This is a genomic window from Stenotrophomonas oahuensis, assembly GCF_031834595.1.
GTDB lineage: Bacteria > Pseudomonadota > Gammaproteobacteria > Xanthomonadales > Xanthomonadaceae > Stenotrophomonas > Stenotrophomonas oahuensis.
This window is the reverse complement of sequence record NZ_CP115541.1, coordinates 1,175,462-1,190,983: the sequence shown is the minus strand read 5'-3', so window position 1 is coordinate 1,190,983 and position 15,522 is coordinate 1,175,462. Positions and strand designations below refer to the sequence as shown.

14 protein-coding genes are annotated in these 15,522 nt (G+C 65.9%); 7 read left to right on the top strand and 7 right to left on the bottom strand.

The window, feature by feature from the left end:
- Positions 1 to 407 precede the first annotated feature (407 nt).
- Entirely contained in the window at positions 408 to 1,679 is a 1,272-nt protein-coding gene (locus PDM29_RS05185; RefSeq protein WP_311192817.1) for a sugar MFS transporter, read from the top strand.
- Positions 1,680 to 1,683: 4 nt separating this feature from the next.
- Here the strand turns inward: PDM29_RS05185 and PDM29_RS05180 are convergent, their stop codons facing one another.
- Positions 1,684 to 2,691, bottom strand: a complete 1,008-nt coding sequence (locus tag PDM29_RS05180; RefSeq protein ID WP_311192816.1) for a LacI family DNA-binding transcriptional regulator — start codon at positions 2,689 to 2,691, stop codon at positions 1,684 to 1,686.
- Between the two features lie 313 nt (positions 2,692 to 3,004).
- On the opposite strand from PDM29_RS05180, the gene PDM29_RS05175 reads away from it, so the two are divergent.
- A complete protein-coding gene (locus PDM29_RS05175; protein WP_311192815.1) occupies positions 3,005 to 5,527 on the top strand; it encodes a glycoside hydrolase family 3 protein in 2,523 nt (840 codons plus the stop codon).
- Between the two features lie 75 nt (positions 5,528 to 5,602).
- On the opposite strand, the gene PDM29_RS21035 is transcribed toward PDM29_RS05175, so the two are convergent.
- From PDM29_RS21035 to trxA, 5 genes are all read right to left on the bottom strand, one after another.
- Complete coding sequence (locus tag PDM29_RS21035) at positions 5,603 to 5,905, bottom strand: DUF6036 family nucleotidyltransferase (RefSeq protein ID WP_425508718.1); 303 nt, start codon at positions 5,903 to 5,905, stop codon at positions 5,603 to 5,605.
- The gene (locus PDM29_RS05170; RefSeq protein WP_311192814.1) at positions 5,808 to 6,173 is read right to left on the bottom strand and encodes a DUF6036 family nucleotidyltransferase; all 366 of its coding nucleotides are present in this window, start codon (positions 6,171 to 6,173) and stop codon (positions 5,808 to 5,810) included. The genes PDM29_RS21035 and PDM29_RS05170 overlap by 98 nt, the downstream gene beginning before the upstream one ends.
- Entirely contained in the window at positions 6,151 to 6,699 is a 549-nt protein-coding gene (locus tag PDM29_RS05165) for a hypothetical protein (protein ID WP_311192813.1), read from the bottom strand. The genes PDM29_RS05170 and PDM29_RS05165 overlap by 23 nt, the downstream gene beginning before the upstream one ends.
- Before the next feature lie 470 nt (positions 6,700 to 7,169).
- Positions 7,170 to 8,924 carry a transcription termination factor Rho gene (rho, locus tag PDM29_RS05160; RefSeq protein WP_311192812.1) on the bottom strand — a complete coding sequence of 585 codons (1,755 nt, stop codon included), beginning with the start codon at positions 8,922 to 8,924 and terminating at the stop codon, positions 7,170 to 7,172.
- A 225-nt stretch (positions 8,925 to 9,149) separates the two neighbouring features.
- On the bottom strand, positions 9,150 to 9,479 hold the full coding sequence (gene trxA / locus PDM29_RS05155) for a thioredoxin (RefSeq protein ID WP_311192811.1): 330 nt from the start codon (positions 9,477 to 9,479) through the stop codon (positions 9,150 to 9,152).
- A gap of 527 nt (positions 9,480 to 10,006) precedes the next feature.
- On the opposite strand from trxA, the gene rhlB reads away from it, so the two are divergent.
- The 5 genes from rhlB to ung all read left to right on the top strand — a co-directional run bounded on the left by rhlB (position 10,007) and on the right by ung (position 14,978).
- Entirely contained in the window at positions 10,007 to 11,701 is a 1,695-nt protein-coding gene (gene rhlB / locus PDM29_RS05150; RefSeq protein WP_311192810.1) for an ATP-dependent RNA helicase RhlB, read from the top strand.
- Positions 11,702 to 11,793: 92 nt separating this feature from the next.
- Positions 11,794 to 12,480, top strand: a complete 687-nt coding sequence (gene ftsE / locus PDM29_RS05145) for a cell division ATP-binding protein FtsE (RefSeq protein WP_260341656.1) — start codon at positions 11,794 to 11,796, stop codon at positions 12,478 to 12,480.
- Positions 12,477 to 13,427, top strand: coding sequence for a permease-like cell division protein FtsX (ftsX, locus tag PDM29_RS05140; protein WP_311192809.1), 951 nt, complete (start codon positions 12,477 to 12,479; stop codon positions 13,425 to 13,427). The genes ftsE and ftsX overlap by 4 nt, the downstream gene beginning before the upstream one ends.
- Positions 13,428 to 13,434: 7 nt before the next feature.
- The gene (locus PDM29_RS05135) at positions 13,435 to 14,277 is read left to right on the top strand and encodes a response regulator (protein ID WP_260341658.1); all 843 of its coding nucleotides are present in this window, start codon (positions 13,435 to 13,437) and stop codon (positions 14,275 to 14,277) included.
- Positions 14,274 to 14,978 (top strand): uracil-DNA glycosylase, encoded by a 705-nt coding sequence (gene ung, locus PDM29_RS05130; RefSeq protein ID WP_311192808.1) that lies wholly within the window; start codon positions 14,274 to 14,276, stop codon positions 14,976 to 14,978. Before PDM29_RS05135 ends, ung begins: the two co-directional genes overlap by 4 nt.
- An 80-nt stretch (positions 14,979 to 15,058) precedes the next feature.
- On the opposite strand, the gene PDM29_RS05125 is transcribed toward ung, so the two are convergent.
- Positions 15,059 to 15,409: a helix-turn-helix transcriptional regulator gene (locus tag PDM29_RS05125; RefSeq protein WP_311192807.1), complete on the bottom strand. Its 351-nt coding sequence runs from the start codon at positions 15,407 to 15,409 to the stop codon at positions 15,059 to 15,061.
- Between the last annotated feature and the right edge of the window lie 113 nt (positions 15,410 to 15,522).

Sequence of the window (15,522 nt, the reverse complement as noted above, 5' to 3'; positions counted from 1 at the left end):
GGTAGTGACGGTGCGACGGCGTTTGATCGGTTCAACAGCTCATGGGGGCGGATTGGGCCGGCCCCTGACAGCGTTGTCAACAAACTGCCATGTGCAACCGTTTCCGGTGCGCGCTTGCAAGGTCCACGATGGTGCAGGGCATCACCGGCTGATCCCGTTGGAAACATGTGGTGCAGCGAGGATTTCCGCAGATTTCAGCCGGCTTCGTGCGGCAGATTCAGTCGGCACCATACGTTGTGCAGTGCAGAACGAAACTGCGCAAACCGGACTAGGAAGGGTTTGACCGATTGTCTGACAGCGCTGGACAACCGGACACGAAGCGGGTTCTATGTGTGGCCGCTGCGTGACCGCTTGTCGGGATTCGTCTGACCGCGCCGCGCCTCTTTTCCCTTCTGCAAGGACAGGCAATGGACACTTCAACCGTGGTGCGCGGGCAGCATGTGCAGAGCAACCGCGTGGCGCTGGCGGTGGTCACCGCCATCTTCTTCATGTGGGGCTTCATCACCTGCCTCAACGACATCCTCATTCCGCATCTGAAGGCCGCGTTCTCGCTGACCTGGGTGCAGGCGATGCTGATCCAGTTCACCTTCTTCGGTGCGTACTTCCTGATGTCGCTGCCGGCAGGCCGGCTGGTCGCAGCGGTGGGCTACAAACGCGGCATCGTGGCCGGGCTGGCGATTGCGGGCGTCGGCGCGCTGCTGTTCTGGCCCGCCGCGCATCTGCATGTGTACGGCTTGTTCCTGGGTGCGCTGTTCGTGCTTGCCACTGGCATCACCGTGCTGCAGGTGGCCGCCAACCCCTACGTGGCGCTGCTGGGGCCGGAACAGACCAGCTCCAGCCGGCTGACGCTGGCGCAGTCGATGAACTCGCTGGGCACCACGCTGGCTCCGCTATTCGGTGGCCTGCTGATCCTGTCGGCACAGCCGCGCAGTGCAGAGGAGCTGGCGGCGCTGCCGCAGGCCGAAGCGCTGGCCTACCGGGTGGCTGAAGCGCAGTCGGTGCAACTGCCGTACTTCGGCCTGGCCATCACCCTGTTCGTGCTGGCGGTGGCGATCTGGATGTTCCGCCTCCCGGCCATTGCCGGGGTGGAAGACCAGCCGACCCGGCCCGGCGGGCTGAAGGACGCGCTGCGCCACCCGCACCTGCGCTATGGCGTGCTGGCGATCTTCTTCTACGTCGGTGCGGAAGTGTCGATCGGCAGCGTGCTGGTCAATTTCCTGTCCATGCCAGGCATAGGCGAGGGGATGACCGAACAGCAGGCCACGTTCTATGTGTCGCTGTACTGGGGCGGGGCACTGGTGGGTCGCCTGCTGGGCACCTGGCTGCTGGTGCAGGTAGACCCGCGCCGCCTGCTGGGCTGGTTCGCAATCATCGTGATGGGCATGCTGGCCGTCACCATGCTGGGCACCGGCGGGCTGGCCAAGTGGAGCGTGGTCAGCATTGGCCTGTTCAATTCGATCATGTTCCCAACCATCTTCGCGCTGGCCATTGCCGGGTTGGGGCCGCTTACCGGGCAGGGCTCCAGCCTTCTGGTGATGGCCATCGTGGGTGGCGCGGTGATTCCGCTGGCGATGGGCTGGCTGGCCGACCATTACGGCCTGCAGGGTTCGTTCCTGCTGCCGCTGCTGTGCTACGCCTACATCCTGCACTACGCTTGGCGCGGCGCACGTCGCAACTGAATTCTCAGCGGCGGCGCGGAGCCTGGGTCGATTCGCGCACCAGCACTGCATGGTCCACTGTGACCATGCGGCCGCCCTTGGCCGCGCGGATGCGTTCGATCAGCTGTTCGGTGGCAATGGTGCCCATGCTGGAGGTCGGCTGGCGCACCGTGGTGAGGGCCGGGAAGATGTGTCCGGCAATCGGCGTATCGTCGAAGCCGCATACCGAAAGATCGCGCGGAATGCGCAGACCACGCTGGCCGGCCACCCGGTAGACCGCCGCAGCCATGTCGTCGTTGGCCGCGAAGATCGCGGTGGGCGGTTCGGGTAGATCGAGCAGCGCATTGGCGGCAGTGATGCCGGATTCGAACGAGAACTGACCGTTCACCACCAGCGCCGGGTCGTAGTCGATGCCCGCCGCACGCAGCGCCTGGCGATAACCGGCATGGCGCCATTGGCAGGCCCCGTGCGCGCGTGGGCCCTTGATGTGCGCGATGCGGCGGTGCCCCTGCGCCACCAGGTGGGCGATCAACTCCACCACGGCCGTGGTTTCATCCATGCGCACACCAATGTGGCCGTCCGGGTCACGCGGGGCGATGCTGGAATAGGGGATTTCCTGTTCTTCCAGCCAGTCCAGCACCACCGCGTCGTCAGTCAGGGGCGGAATCAGCACCACGCCATCCGGGCGCGAGTTCTCGAACAGCGCGGACAGGTCAGGCAGGGTATGTCGGCCAATGCCCACCGGGCCCAGGATCAGGTTGTAGTGGTGCGCATGGCAGGCCTCGAGCATGCCGTTCTGGATTTCCATCAGGTAATTGCGCGAGGGATTGTTGTAGACCAGCGCCAACGAATATGAGCGCTGGCCAGCCAGACTGCGCGCGGACAGGTTGGGCTTGTAGCCCAACCGCGTCACCGCGGCCATCACCCGCTCGCGCGTCTCCGCGCGGACGTTCGGCTCATGATTGAGCACGCGCGACACGGTCTTGATCGAAACGCCCGCGACGGCGGCAACATCCTCGATGCGACTGCGCATGATGCGATGGATCTCCTGGAGAGTGCTGCCGATGGTAGAGCGCCTGGGGCATCGTGGAATTGCCGATGCAGGCGGGATGGTGCCACGTCACGAGCGCGGAATGTACTGCGGAAATTCTTGACGCGTTGCAGCAGTTGCGACTGCCGCATCCGCCCCATGCGAGCGCGCATCCCTTAGCCCACGGTGCGATGACGTTGCCGAAGCGCTCCTGTGGTTGACACGGTTTCGGCCGGCTTATATGACAGCGCTGTCAGGAAGGTCCGTCACGGGGAGCGTGCGGTGCCTCATCCGCCCAACCCCGGAGGTTTCGTCCGTGATCAGCGTCAACCGGTCTCTTCTCGCCGCCAGCCTGTTGCTGGCCCTGTCTGCCCACGCCGCCGCTGCACCGACCAGTGCCGGCCAACTGCAGGACTGGCCGCAGGTGAAAAGCGCGATCGCCCAGGACCCCGCGATCGAAAGCCGGGTGCAGGCCATTCTTTCGAAGATGACCCTGGCGCAGAAGATCGGGCAGATGACCCAGCCCGAGATCAAGTCCATTACCCCTGACCAGGTGCGCGAGTACTACATCGGCTCGGTGCTCAACGGCGGGGGCTCCTGGCCGGGCATGAACAAGCATGCGTCGGTGACGGATTGGCTGAAACTGGCCGACGCGTACCGCGCCGCATCGTTGCAGACCGATGCGGCCACCCCGGTGCCGGTGATCTGGGGCACCGATGCCGTGCACGGGCACAACAACGTCTACGGAGCCACGCTGTTCCCGCACAACATCGGCCTCGGGGCCGCGCGCGATGCCGGGTTGATCGAGCGCATCGGTCAGGCTACCGCACAGTCCACCCGCGCCACCGGCATCGACTGGGTGTTTGCGCCGACCCTGGCGGTCGCCCACGATCCGCGCTGGGGCCGTACCTACGAGAGCTTCTCGTCCGATCCGGCGTTGATTCGTGAGTACGCGCATGCCTACGTCAAGGGCGCTCAGGGGCGCTTCAACGACGACGGCAACGTGGTGACCACTGCCAAGCACTACATCGGCGACGGCGCGACCGACAACGGGCGTGACCAGGGCGAGGCGCTGGTCGACCACGCCACCATGGTCAATGTGCACGGCCAGGGCTATTACGGTGCGCTGGCTGAAGGCGCGCAGACGGTAATGGCATCGTTCAACAGCTGGAACGACCGCGCCGGCGGCGTGAACTACGGCAAGATGCATGGCAGCAAGGAGCTGCTCACCGATGCGTTGAAGAACAAGATGGGCTTCGATGGCTTCGTGGTCTCTGACTGGAACGGCATCGCCCAGGTGCCGGGCTGCCGCAACGACAGTTGTGCGCAGGCGATCAACGCCGGCATCGACATGGTGATGGTGCCGGACGACTGGAAGGCCTTCATTGCCAACACCATGGTCCAGGTGGAGAGCGGTGAGATTCCGATGGCACGCATCGACGATGCGGTGACCCGCATCCTGCGCGTGAAACTGCGGGCCGGCCTGTTCGAGCATAAGCCCTCCGACAGCCGCTACGCGGGCGATGCCAATGCCGTGCAGCACCGCGAACTGGCGCGTGAGGCGGTGCGCGAGTCGCTGGTGCTGCTGAAGAACCAGAACAACGCCCTGCCGCTGCGCCGCGACGCACGCGTGCTGGTGGTGGGCAAAAGCGCTGACAGCCTGAGTGACCAGTCCGGCGGCTGGTCGCTGACCTGGCAGGGCACCGAGAACACCAACGCCGATTACCTCAATGCCGATTCGGTGCTGGGCGCGCTCCGTGCCGAACTGGGCACGGATCAGGTGACCTACAGCCCCGACGCCAGCAGTGTGGATGCCAGCGCCTTCGACGTGGTGCTCGCCCTGATTGGCGAAACGCCGTACGCCGAGACCAACGGTGACATCCTGCCGTCCGACACGGTCAGCCACAGCCGTGCACAGCCGCAGGACCTCGCGGTGTTGAAGGCCGCCGCTGCCACCGGCAAGCCGGTGGTCACCGTGTACTTCTCCGGCCGCCCGATGTACACCAACGATCTGCTCAACCTGTCGCAGGCGTTCGTCGCCGCTTGGCTGCCGGGCAGCGAAGGCAAAGGCATCACCGATGTGCTGGTGGCGGGCAAGGACGGAAAGCCCGCGCACGACTTCACCGGCACGCTCAGCTTCCCCTGGCCCGGTGTGCCGTGCCCGGCTCCGATTGACCGCCCCGACCCCAAGCGCCCGGCGCTGTTCAAGCTCGGCTACGGCCTGCGCTATGCCTCGGCCGCACCGGTGGCGCGCTTGCCGGAAGCGAATCCGGACCATTGCGGCGAAGTCACCACCATGCCGATCTTCAACCGTCTGGACAGCATGCCATTCTCGCTGCACATCGCCGCCAACGGTGCTACCCAGCCGCTCGGCAACGATCTCAATGCCACCCTGCGCTGGCCGCAGGCGGCACCGGTCGCACAGGTGCGCACCGTGCAGATCAACACCCAGCAGGACGCACGCGAAGTGACCTGGCTCGCGCCCGCGCAGCTGATCTCCCGCAGTTCCTCGCGGCGCAACCTGAGCGCGCTGGCGCGCAGCAACGGCGCGCTGCAGTTCGACGTGATGGTGCAGAACAGGCCTACCACGCCGGTCAAGGTGACCATGCAGTGCGGCACTGGCTGCGAGGGTGGGGTGGACATCACCTCAGTGCTGGCGGGACTTTCAGCCGGACAGAAGCACACCGTCAGCATTCCGCTCGCCTGCTTCGCCAAACAGGGCGTCGCCCTCGGTGCAGTGGAAGCCCCGTTCGTGGTGACCGCCGACAAGCCGCTGGTCGCCGCGTTCACCCAGATGCAGTTGGCGGCGAAGGCCAAGGGCAACGTCACCTGCCCATGACGTAGAGCCGGGCTTGCCCGGCTGAAGCGCCCGTTATCCATCACATCGCCGGGCAACGCCCGGCGATCTTCTTTTCTACTGAAACGCGGTTGCCCACGCGGCCTGGATCTCCAGGCTAGCGGCCGCCCGATTCCGCTCCTTGGCATCGAGAAAGGGAGCCCTGGTCATGCGGCGCTCAACGACATCCGGCTTGATGATGCCTGCGCGGATACCCTGGCGAACCCAGTGCTGGTCGCGGCGTTCGTTACGCGCCAGCTTCGCTACCGCACAGTCATTGGGGTCAAGGTAAAAGCCCGATGACGCCTTCAGGATGTGCCACCCGATGCAGGCGTTCTTCCCAGCCGTCGGGAAGCGCTGCCAGGAAGGGGCTGACTGCATCGGCGTACAGGCCCTTTTGCTCGGCGAACTCTGATTCTGGACCCAGTTGACGTGCAATCTCGCCTGCGCGACCAGGGTCCAGTTTTGGATAAAAGTCTACGTAGATGGACATCAGCATCTCATCGGGTGGGGAAATTTCGGAGGCCAGTACTGACAGGCTTCCTATGATGACGAATTCCTTGTGGTTGCTCAGCTTGCTGGCTTCGACCAGCAACTCTCCGACGCGATCAATGTCGGCAGGTGTCTCAGGAGGCGTTGGTTTCGCCATGTTGCAGTTCCTTGCGGTACCTGCGTTCCTTGTAGACGAAGCCGAAAGGAGAGTTCTGAACCAACGCATTGGCGTTGTGGCCACGCAACATCTTCGGAATGCTGTTGGCCGGGTCCAGCAGGATCCTTCGCCAGGCGCGGACGTAGTAGGGGCTGGCGATGCCGCCCGATTCCCACACCTGCACATTGCGCAGTGCCCGAATGATCAATCGGGTAGTCTTGGCATCGTCGAACGTGGCCAGATCGGCCGCAAGTGCGCGATGCACTTTGCGAAGTGCGGCATAGCGGGCCTTGGCCTCCTTGAGTGCCGCTTGCCGTGCGGCAATGCGATCAGCCGCGGGGTCGGCGGAGCCGGGTACAGTCGGCAGGGGCTTGGAGTTCGCCATGCCTTGCAGGATAAGGACTGACGCCGCTTGGTCAAGTTGCCAGCCGGATGAATGTAGAGCCGGGCTTGCCCGGCTGAAGTGCCCGCTATCCATCACATCGCCGGGCAACGCCCGGCGATGTCGTTTTAGGACCATCTTCAAGGGAAGTCCGCCACCCGCCCGGTATCGTGCCTGTCAATCGCGCACGAGAAGGTCAGCTATGACAGCGGTGCATGTCCTGGGCGGGGTGTCGCTGGTGGTCGTGGTGGCAGTGTCGTCGGTGGTGAGGGCGGGTTTGGACGCGCGTGTGGGCGAACGCGCGACGGCGGTGGACGCGGGAGGTGAAGAAGCCGTCGTTTCCCAGATACAGATGTCGGCGTGGGAGAAAGGCGTGGTGCCTGCAGCGTTTGGGCCGTTGCGGGACCGCATGCGGCCTTGAGGGAGTCGAATTCGGGTAAAGCCGATTTCGTTCCGCGGTCGTGCGTTACCGGGCGTGGGCAGTTCCACGGTCGTCGTCTGTCGACCGACGCTACCGGGGTCGCGCATGGAGTGTCGGCAATCGCCCCATCCGCGCGCAGAAACAAAAATCCCCGCCGAAGCGGGGCTTATTGCGTAAGCGATGTAGCAGCCGATCAGCGCTTCATCGAACCGAAGAACTCGTCGTTGGACTTGGTGTTCTTCATCTTGTCCAGCAGGAATTCCATCGCCGCGATTTCGTCCATCGGGTGCAGCAGCTTGCGCAGGATCCAGATCTTCTGCAGCAGCTCCGGCTCGATCAGCAGGTCTTCGCGACGCGTGCCCGAACGGTTGATGTCGATCGCCGGGTACACGCGCTTTTCGGTGATGCGACGGTTCAGGTGCACTTCGCTGTTGCCGGTGCCCTTGAATTCTTCGTAGATCACTTCGTCCATCTTGCTGCCGGTGTCCACCAGCGCCGTGGCGATGATGGTCAGGCTGCCGCCTTCTTCCACGTTACGTGCCGCACCGAAGAAGCGCTTCGGGCGGTGCAGCGCGTTGGCGTCGACACCACCGGTCAGCACCTTGCCCGAGCTCGGCACCACGTTGTTGTAGGCGCGTGCCAGACGGGTGATCGAGTCCAGCAGGATCACCACGTCCTTCTTGTGTTCCACCAGGCGCTTGGCGCGCTCGATGACCATTTCGGCCACCTGCACGTGGCGCGCAGCCGGTTCGTCGAAGGTCGAGCTGATCACTTCGCCGCGCACCGTGCGCTGCATTTCGGTCACTTCTTCCGGGCGCTCGTCGATCAGCAGCACAATCATGTGCACTTCCGGATGATTGGTCGTGATCGCCGTGGCGATCTGCTGCATCATCATCGTCTTACCGGCCTTCGGCGGCGACACGATCAGCGCACGCTGACCCTTGCCCTGCGGGGCCATCAGGTCGAGGATGCGGCCGGTGATGTCTTCCGACGAGCCGTTGCCGCGCTCCAGGGTGAAGCGCTTGCGCGGGAACAGCGGGGTCAGGTTCTCGAACAGCACCTTGTTCTTCGACGCTTCCAGCGGCTCACCGTTGATGGTGTCCACGATCGACAGCGCGAAGTAGCGCTCGCCGTCCTTCGGGAAGCGGATGCGGCCGGACAGGTGGTCGCCGGTGCGCAGGTTGAAGCGACGGATCTGGCTCGGCGAGATGTAGGTGTCATCCGGGCCGGCCAGGTAGCTGGCCTCGGCCGCACGCAGGAAGCCGAAGCCGTCCGGCAGGATTTCGAGCACGCCGTCGGCGGCCACGCCGTCACCATGACGGGTCAGTACCTTCAGCAGCGCGAAGATCACGTCCTGCTTGCGGGCGCGGGCGACGCCTTCGGAGATCTGCAGCTGCTCGGCAATTTCCAGCAGCTTCTGCGCCGGCATGCGCTTGAGGTCGCTCAGCGAGTACACCGGGAAGCCTTCCGGTACCTGCGGCTGCTGGCGAGGCACGAAGGCCTGCTGCTCGCCGTTGTCCTGCGGCATGCCGTCGTCGCGGAAGCGGTCGTTGCGGTTGTTGCGGTCGCGGTCGCGGCGGTTGCGGAAGCGGTCACGGCGGTTGCCCTGACCCTGGCCCTGATTCTGCTGGTACGGGTTCTGCCCGCCCTGTGCATTCTGGTTCTGGTGGCGCTGGCCACCTTCGCCGCCTTCCTGGCCACCGCTCGGGGCCGAGGAACCTTCGCCCGATGCGCTGGCCGCAGGAGCAGCGGGAGCAGGCGCGGGGGCGGCCGGGGCGGGAGCCGCTGCCGGCGCCGGCGCGGCGGGCGCGGCAGCCAGGGGCAGGGCGGGTTGTGCCGGCGGAGCGGCGGATTCGGCCGGAGCGGCCTTGGCGACGCGCGGCTTGCGCACGCGCTTCTCGGCGGGCGCGTCGGCGCTGCCGGTTTCGGTCGTAGTGATATCGGACAAGAGCTGGATTCCTCGCTGAGAGGTGCGAGCGCCCCGCAAGGGCGTCAGGATGTTTGGGAAAAGGATTCCGGGCGGGAATACGACCGGAAGACACGGCACGCGAACGCGGCCGGATATGCCGACACTACCACCGGCTTGCAGCAGGGCGCAAGCCGGGCAGGGCGGGATCATTCATGCGGGCGCGGGGCCCGCCGGGCAGCCGGTGACCCGGCTGCCGCAGGTGGCTCAGGCCAGGGCCTTGTCCAGCAGACCAGCCAGCTGGGCCTTGCCGACAGCGCCGACCTGTTCGCCAACCTTCTCGCCGTCCTTGAAGACGACCAGGTAGGGAATGGAGCGGACGTGGTACTTGGCCGCCAGGGCGCGGCTGTGGTCCACGTTGACCTTCACGATCTTGGCGCGGCCGTCATAGGTGTTGGCCAGCTCATCGAGCGCCGGGGCGATCATCTTGCAGGGACCGCACCATTCGGCCCAGAAGTCCACCAGCACCGGTTCCTTGGAGTTCAGTACGGTGTTATCGAAGTCGGCATCGCCGACATGTACAACCTTGTCGCTCATCTTGGTCTCTCGATTTGGAGTGCACCCGGCCAGGCCGGAGGGTTGAACCTGGACCCGCCTTCCGGCGTGTCCGCGTCTGCTGCCTCGTGGTCGCCTGGGCGACCAGCGGTGCGTCCGGTGGGATGCCTGGACGCTCTCGGGGCGCAGTGTACCCCTATCGAACCCGGGGCACAGTCCCCGGCTGCAACGCTACATCCTGTGACAGGTATCGCGCTTTGCCAGGGCCTGTCCCAGTAAGTGCGGGCGGGTATGGGGCGCTTCCACCCCCTGCCTACGGCCCGTTCAACTGGCGTGTGGCGCGGTGAAATCCGCGCGAGGGCGGGCAGGCGGCATGTCGTCTCAGACCCCGGCGCGACGGCACCCCCGGTTTGCTTCCGACATTGCGCTAAACTGGGACATTGTGCAGCGGCCCGCGTCCCATCGATCCGGCCCCGGCATTCCCGGCGCAACGGCCGTATGGCAACGCTGCCCTCCAAGATTGCAAGCCTTCCGGCCCGGTGCCGGCGCGGCCTTACCAAGACGGACTCATGAGCGACAAACCGCTGACCGATTTGACTTTCTCCTCCTTTGATCTGCATCCGGCCCTGCAGGCCGGTCTTGAAGGAGCCGGATTCACCCGCTGCACCCCGATCCAGGCGCTGACCCTTCCGGTCGCGCTGGCCGGTGGCGATGTGGCTGGCCAGGCCCAGACCGGTACCGGCAAGACGCTGGCCTTCCTGGTGGCGGTGGTCAACCGCCTGCTCAGCCGCCCGGCGCTGGCCGACCGCAAGCCGGAAGATCCGCGCGCGCTGATCCTCGCTCCGACCCGCGAACTGGCCATCCAGATTCACAAGGACGCGGTGAAGTTCGGCTCCGACCTGGGCCTGCGCTTCGCGCTGGTCTACGGCGGCGTGGACTATGACAAGCAGCGCGAGATCCTGCAGCAGGGTGTGGACGTGATCATCGCCACCCCGGGCCGCCTGATCGACTACGTGAAGCAGCACAAGGTGGTGTCACTGCACGCCTGCGAGATCTGCGTGCTGGACGAAGCCGACCGCATGTTCGACCTGGGCTTCATCAAGGACATCCGCTTCCTGCTGCGCCGCATGCCCGAGCGCACCACCCGCCAGACCCTGCTGTTCAGCGCCACCCTCAGCCACCGCGTGCTGGAGCTGGCCTACGAGCACATGAACGAGCCTCAGAAGCTGGTGGTGGAAGCCGAAACGGTGACCGCCGCGCGCGTGCGCCAGAAGCTGTACTTCCCGGCTGACGAAGAGAAGATCCCGCTGCTGCTGGGCCTGCTGTCGCGCAGCGAAGGCGCGCGCACCATGGTGTTCGTCAACACCAAGGTGTTCGTCGAGCGCGTGGCGCGTTCGCTGGAGAAGGCCGGCTACCGTGTCGGCGTGCTGTCCGGCGATGTGCCGCAGAAGAAGCGCGAGAGCCTGCTCAACCGCTTCCAGAAGGGTCAGCTGGAAATCCTGGTCGCCACCGACGTGGCCGCACGCGGCCTGCACATCGACGGCATCAAGTACGTCTACAACTACGACCTGCCGTTCGACGCCGAAGACTACGTGCACCGCATTGGGCGCACCGCCCGCCTGGGCGAGGAAGGCGATGCCATCAGCTTCGCCTGCGAGCGCTATGCGATGGGCCTGCCGGACATCGAGGCCTACATTGAACAGAAGATTCCATCCGAGCCGGTCACCAAGGAACTGCTGACCGCGCTGCCGCGTCCTGAGCGTGCACCGGCGGCTCCGGGCGAGGAAGGCGACGACAACGAAAGCGTCGGCCAGATCTTCCGCGAAGCGCGTGAGGCGCGCGCCGCCGAGGAAGAGCGTCGCGGCGGTGGCCGTGGCGGTCGTTCTGGCAGTGGTAGCGGTCGTGGCGAACGCCGCGATGGCGACCGCAAGCCGCGCGGTCCGCGCAAGCCGCGCCCGGAAGGCGAGAAGCCCGCCGCTGACGGTGCTGCTGCACCGGCCGACGCGACGCAGGCTCCGCGCCCGCCGCGTCCGCCGCGTGCCGAAGGTGCTCCGGAAGGCGCAGTGGATGGCGAGCGCAAGCCGCGCAAGCGCCGCCGTCGTCGCCACGGTCGCCCGGTTGAGGGTGCCGAGGGCGCCTCCCAGCCGGTCACGCCGGTGCAGGTGGCGGCCAAGCCGATGCGTGCGGCCAAGGCTGACGATGCCAGTGGCGGTTTCCTGACCCGCATCGGCCGCAAGATCCGCCGGATGCTCTCCGGCAGTTGATCGGCGGGCGTGCCGATCAACGGTAGCACCCGACCGTTGGTCGGGTGTCATCCCGCCCCCACCTCGCAACGCGCCTCCGGCATAATCGGGGGATGAGCGTCCTGCGTTTCGACAATGTCAGCAAACAGTATGCGGGCGGCCACCAGGCACTGGTGGACGTCAGCTTCGAAGTTGCGCCCGGGGAAATGCTGTTTGTCACCGGTCACTCCGGTGCCGGCAAGAGCACCCTGCTGAAACTGATCCATCTGGACGAACGTCCCAGCCGTGGCGCGGTGCTGCTGGCCGACCGCAACCTGCTGAAGGTGCGCGGCGGCGATATCCCGCGTCACCGCCGCGAGGTGGGTGCGGTCTACCAGGACCACCGCCTGCTGATGGATCGCAGCATTGGCGAGAACGTCGCCCTGCCACTGATCCTGCGTGGCACGCGTCGCGCAGAGATCGGCAAGCGGGTGCGCTCGGTGCTTGAACGGATGGGCCTGGCCCACCGGGAAAAGGCGCTGCCCTCGCAACTGTCGGCCGGCGAACAACAACGCGTGGGCATTGCCCGCGCCATCGTCGGCGAACCGCGCCTGCTGGTGGCCGACGAACCGACCGGTAACCTGGACCCCACCCTGGCCGCGGAGATCATGGCGTTGTTTGCCGAACTGCCCGAGCGGGGCACCAGCGTGCTGGTGGTCAGCCATGACCTGCCGCTGCTGCGCCGCATGCGCAAGCGCGTGCTCATTCTTGACCACGGCCGTCTGGTCGACGACATCTCGCCGCAGGATCTGGCCGAATGAGCGCTGCGACCAACAAAGAAGCGGCAGCGCCTTCGCGTCTGGGCGTGTGGCTGCATCATCATGGCCACAGCGTGGTGTTCAGCCTCGGTCGCGCCTGGCGCAAGCCGTGGGCGACGCTGCTGACCATCATGGTCATGGCGGTGGCCCTGGCGTTGCCGCTGGGTCTGTCGATCGCGCTGGACAACGTGAAGCTGTTTGCCGGCAGCGTGCAGCAGTCGCGCGACATCAACCTGTTCCTGAAGGCCAGCGTGGACGCCGCCGGTGCGACCCAGGTCGCCGAGACGCTGCGCGGTCGTGCCGATGTCAGCGCGGTCACCGTGCGCACCCCGGAAGAGGGGCTGGCCGAACTGCGCGACAGCGCGGGCCTTGGCGAGGCCATTGATGCCCTGCACGACAATCCACTGCCTTCATTGCTGATCATCACCCCGGCCAACGGCACGGATGATGCGCGCCTTGCGCAGTCACTGCAGGGTCTGCCGCAGGCCGACCTGGTCCAGCACGATGCACTCTGGCGCAAGCGTCTGGACGCGTGGCTGGGCTTCGGCTCACGGCTGGTGCAGGTGCTCTCGGCCCTGCTGGGGCTGGGCGCGGTGCTGGTGGTCGGCAACACCGTGCGTCTGGACATCCAGTCGCGCCGGGATGAAATCGGCGTGCTGCAGCTGCTCGGGGCCAGCGACGGTTTCATCCGTCGTCCGTTCCTGTATCTGGGCGCGTGGTATGGCCTGGGGGCCGGCGCGCTGGCACTGGCCCTGATCGGCGTGGCCGGTCTGGCGCTGCGCCCGCCGCTGGCCGAACTCTCCAGCAGCTATGGCAGCCCGTTTGTGTTGCATGGGCTGGATCTTCTGCATTCCTCGCTCGTCCTGGTCGGCACGGTGGTGCTGGGCTGGCTGGGCGCGTGGCTGGTCACAGGGCACTTCCTGCGCCAGACCCGACCGACTGAAACCTGAGGTTCGCATGCGTCCGCAAGCTCTCAAGCACCTCGTTGATGCCGCCCCCCGGGTGATGGTGGTCGACGGCTCCAAGCTGGTCCGCAAGCTCATTGCCGACGTGCTGCAGCGTGAGCTGCCGCAGGTGGAAGTGGTGGGCTGCGCCTGCATCGAAGACGCCCGCCAGGCGCTGGATGCCGGCCCGGTCAATCTGGTCACCACCTCGCTCACCCTCAGCGACGGCGACGGCCTGGCGCTGGCGCGCATGGTGCGCGAGGCGGCAGGGCAGGCCTATGTGCCGGTGATCGTAGTGTCAGGCGACGCCCAGCAGCACCTGGAGCAGCGCCGCTTCACCGAGTACGTCACCGACTACTTCGACAAGGCGCTGGGTCACGAGGCGCTGGCGTCCTTCATCAAGGGCTACGTGCAGCCGGAGACCATTCCGGGGGCCACCATCCTGTACATCGAAGACAGCCGCGTGGTGGCGGAAGCCACCAAGCGCATGCTGGAACGGCAGAGCCTCAACGTGCTGCACGTGATGACCGCCGAAGAGGCGTTTGCCCTGCTCACGGCCGAATCGCTGGGCCGCAGCAATACCCGCATCGACCTGGTGCTGACCGACGTCACCCTGAAGGGCGAACTCAGCGGTCGCGACGTGGTCGAGCGCGTGCGCGTGGACTTCGGTTACGGCAAGCGCCGCCTGCCGGTGCTGGTGATGACCGGCGACGGGAATCCGCACAATCAGTCCGGTCTGCTGCAGTCCGGAGCGAACGACCTGGTGCAGAAGCCGATCGAAGAGCGCCTGCTGGTGACCAAGGTGCTGTTCCAGCTGCGTCTGGCCCGCCTCAACGACAAGCCCGTGCTGCGATGAGTGATGCATTGCCTGCCATCCAGCTGGAACCCAGCTGGAAGGCGCATGTGGGCGACTGGCTGCTGCGCCCGGAGATGCGTGAGCTGTCGGCTTTCCTGCGTGAGCGCAAGGCAGCGGGCGCACACGTGTTTCCGCCCGGCCCGCAGATCTTCGCCGCGTTCGACGCCACGCCGTTTGATCAGGTGAAAGTGGTGATCCTGGGCCAGGACCCGTATCACGGCCGCGGACAGGCGCATGGCCTGAGCTTCTCGGTGATGCCCGGCGTGCCGGTACCGCCGTCGCTGCTGAACATGTACAAGGAAATTGAAAGCGACCTGGGCATCGCGCGACCGGATCACGGTTGCCTGCTGCCGTGGGCGCAGCGTGGCGTGCTGCTGCTCAACGCGGTACTCACGGTTGAGGAAGGGCAGGCCGGCGCACACCAGAAGCGCGGCTGGGAAGGCTTCACCGACCATGTGGTGGAAACCCTCAACCGCGAACGCGACGGCCTGGTGTTCCTGCTCTGGGGCAGCTACGCCCAGCAGAAGGGCAAGGTGATCGACACCCGCCGCCACCGCGTGCTCAAGGCTCCGCACCCGTCGCCGCTGTCGGCGCATCGGGGCTTCCTGGGCTGCCGCCATTTTTCGATGGCCAACGATTACCTGCAGCAGCGCGGGCAGCCACCGATCGACTGGTCGCTACCGCCGCGCGCGGCGCTCTGACGACCAACGGTCGTCAGCTACCAGAATTGCGTGGCCCGCGCGGCAGGTGACGACCGTTGGTCGTCACGCCTCTACCGTTCCTACGCGCCCAGCATCTCAATGATGTCGTGCGCCACCTGCCGCTTGCGTGGGGGCAACCGCCGCACCAGCGACAGAATGTTGCCCTCCAGGTCGTTACGCACGTAATCCGCCGCCGGCTGTGTCGTTTCCAGCTCTTCTCCGTCCGGTTTTCCGCAACCACGACCGGTCGCCAACCACTCGAACCGCACGTGGGTGACCACGGCAATCCGTGCCAGATGCGACACACTGGGATGGGTGCCGCCGCGCCGCTCCCACTGTGCCACCGCACTGCGCTTGACCCCGGTTTCCTGGGCCAATTGCGTCTGAGATAACCCCGCAGCGGTCCGCGCGCTGCGAATTCGATCCGACATCGACAACATAAAAATCCCCCTTTCCCTGTCCTTAAGTGATGGGTGGTTATCGATACTTCCCGGGCAGTGATTCTTTTACCTGCATGTACAGAATGACTGACTGCCCTTGCCCC

Excerpts from the sequence above, each read along its gene's own strand:
- PDM29_RS05170 (WP_311192814.1), bottom strand. The coding sequence starts at position 6,173 with ATGGCGAAACCAACGCCTCCTGAGACACCTGCCGACATTGATCGCGTC.
- rhlB (WP_311192810.1), top strand. The coding sequence starts at position 10,007 with ATGAGCGACAAACCGCTGACCGATTTGACTTTCTCCTCCTTTGATCTG.
- PDM29_RS05185 (WP_311192817.1), top strand. The coding sequence starts at position 408 with ATGGACACTTCAACCGTGGTGCGCGGGCAGCATGTGCAGAGCAACCGC.
- ftsX (WP_311192809.1), top strand. The coding sequence starts at position 12,477 with ATGAGCGCTGCGACCAACAAAGAAGCGGCAGCGCCTTCGCGTCTGGGC.
- trxA (WP_311192811.1), bottom strand. The coding sequence starts at position 9,479 with ATGAGCGACAAGGTTGTACATGTCGGCGATGCCGACTTCGATAACACC.
- PDM29_RS05135 (WP_260341658.1), top strand. The coding sequence starts at position 13,435 with ATGCGTCCGCAAGCTCTCAAGCACCTCGTTGATGCCGCCCCCCGGGTG.
- PDM29_RS21035 (WP_425508718.1), bottom strand. The coding sequence starts at position 5,905 with ATGCAGTCAGCCCCTTCCTGGCAGCGCTTCCCGACGGCTGGGAAGAAC.
- PDM29_RS05180 (WP_311192816.1), bottom strand. The coding sequence starts at position 2,691 with ATGCGCAGTCGCATCGAGGATGTTGCCGCCGTCGCGGGCGTTTCGATC.
- ung (WP_311192808.1), top strand. The coding sequence starts at position 14,274 with ATGAGTGATGCATTGCCTGCCATCCAGCTGGAACCCAGCTGGAAGGCG.
- ftsE (WP_260341656.1), top strand. The coding sequence starts at position 11,794 with ATGAGCGTCCTGCGTTTCGACAATGTCAGCAAACAGTATGCGGGCGGC.
- PDM29_RS05125 (WP_311192807.1), bottom strand. The coding sequence starts at position 15,409 with ATGTCGGATCGAATTCGCAGCGCGCGGACCGCTGCGGGGTTATCTCAG.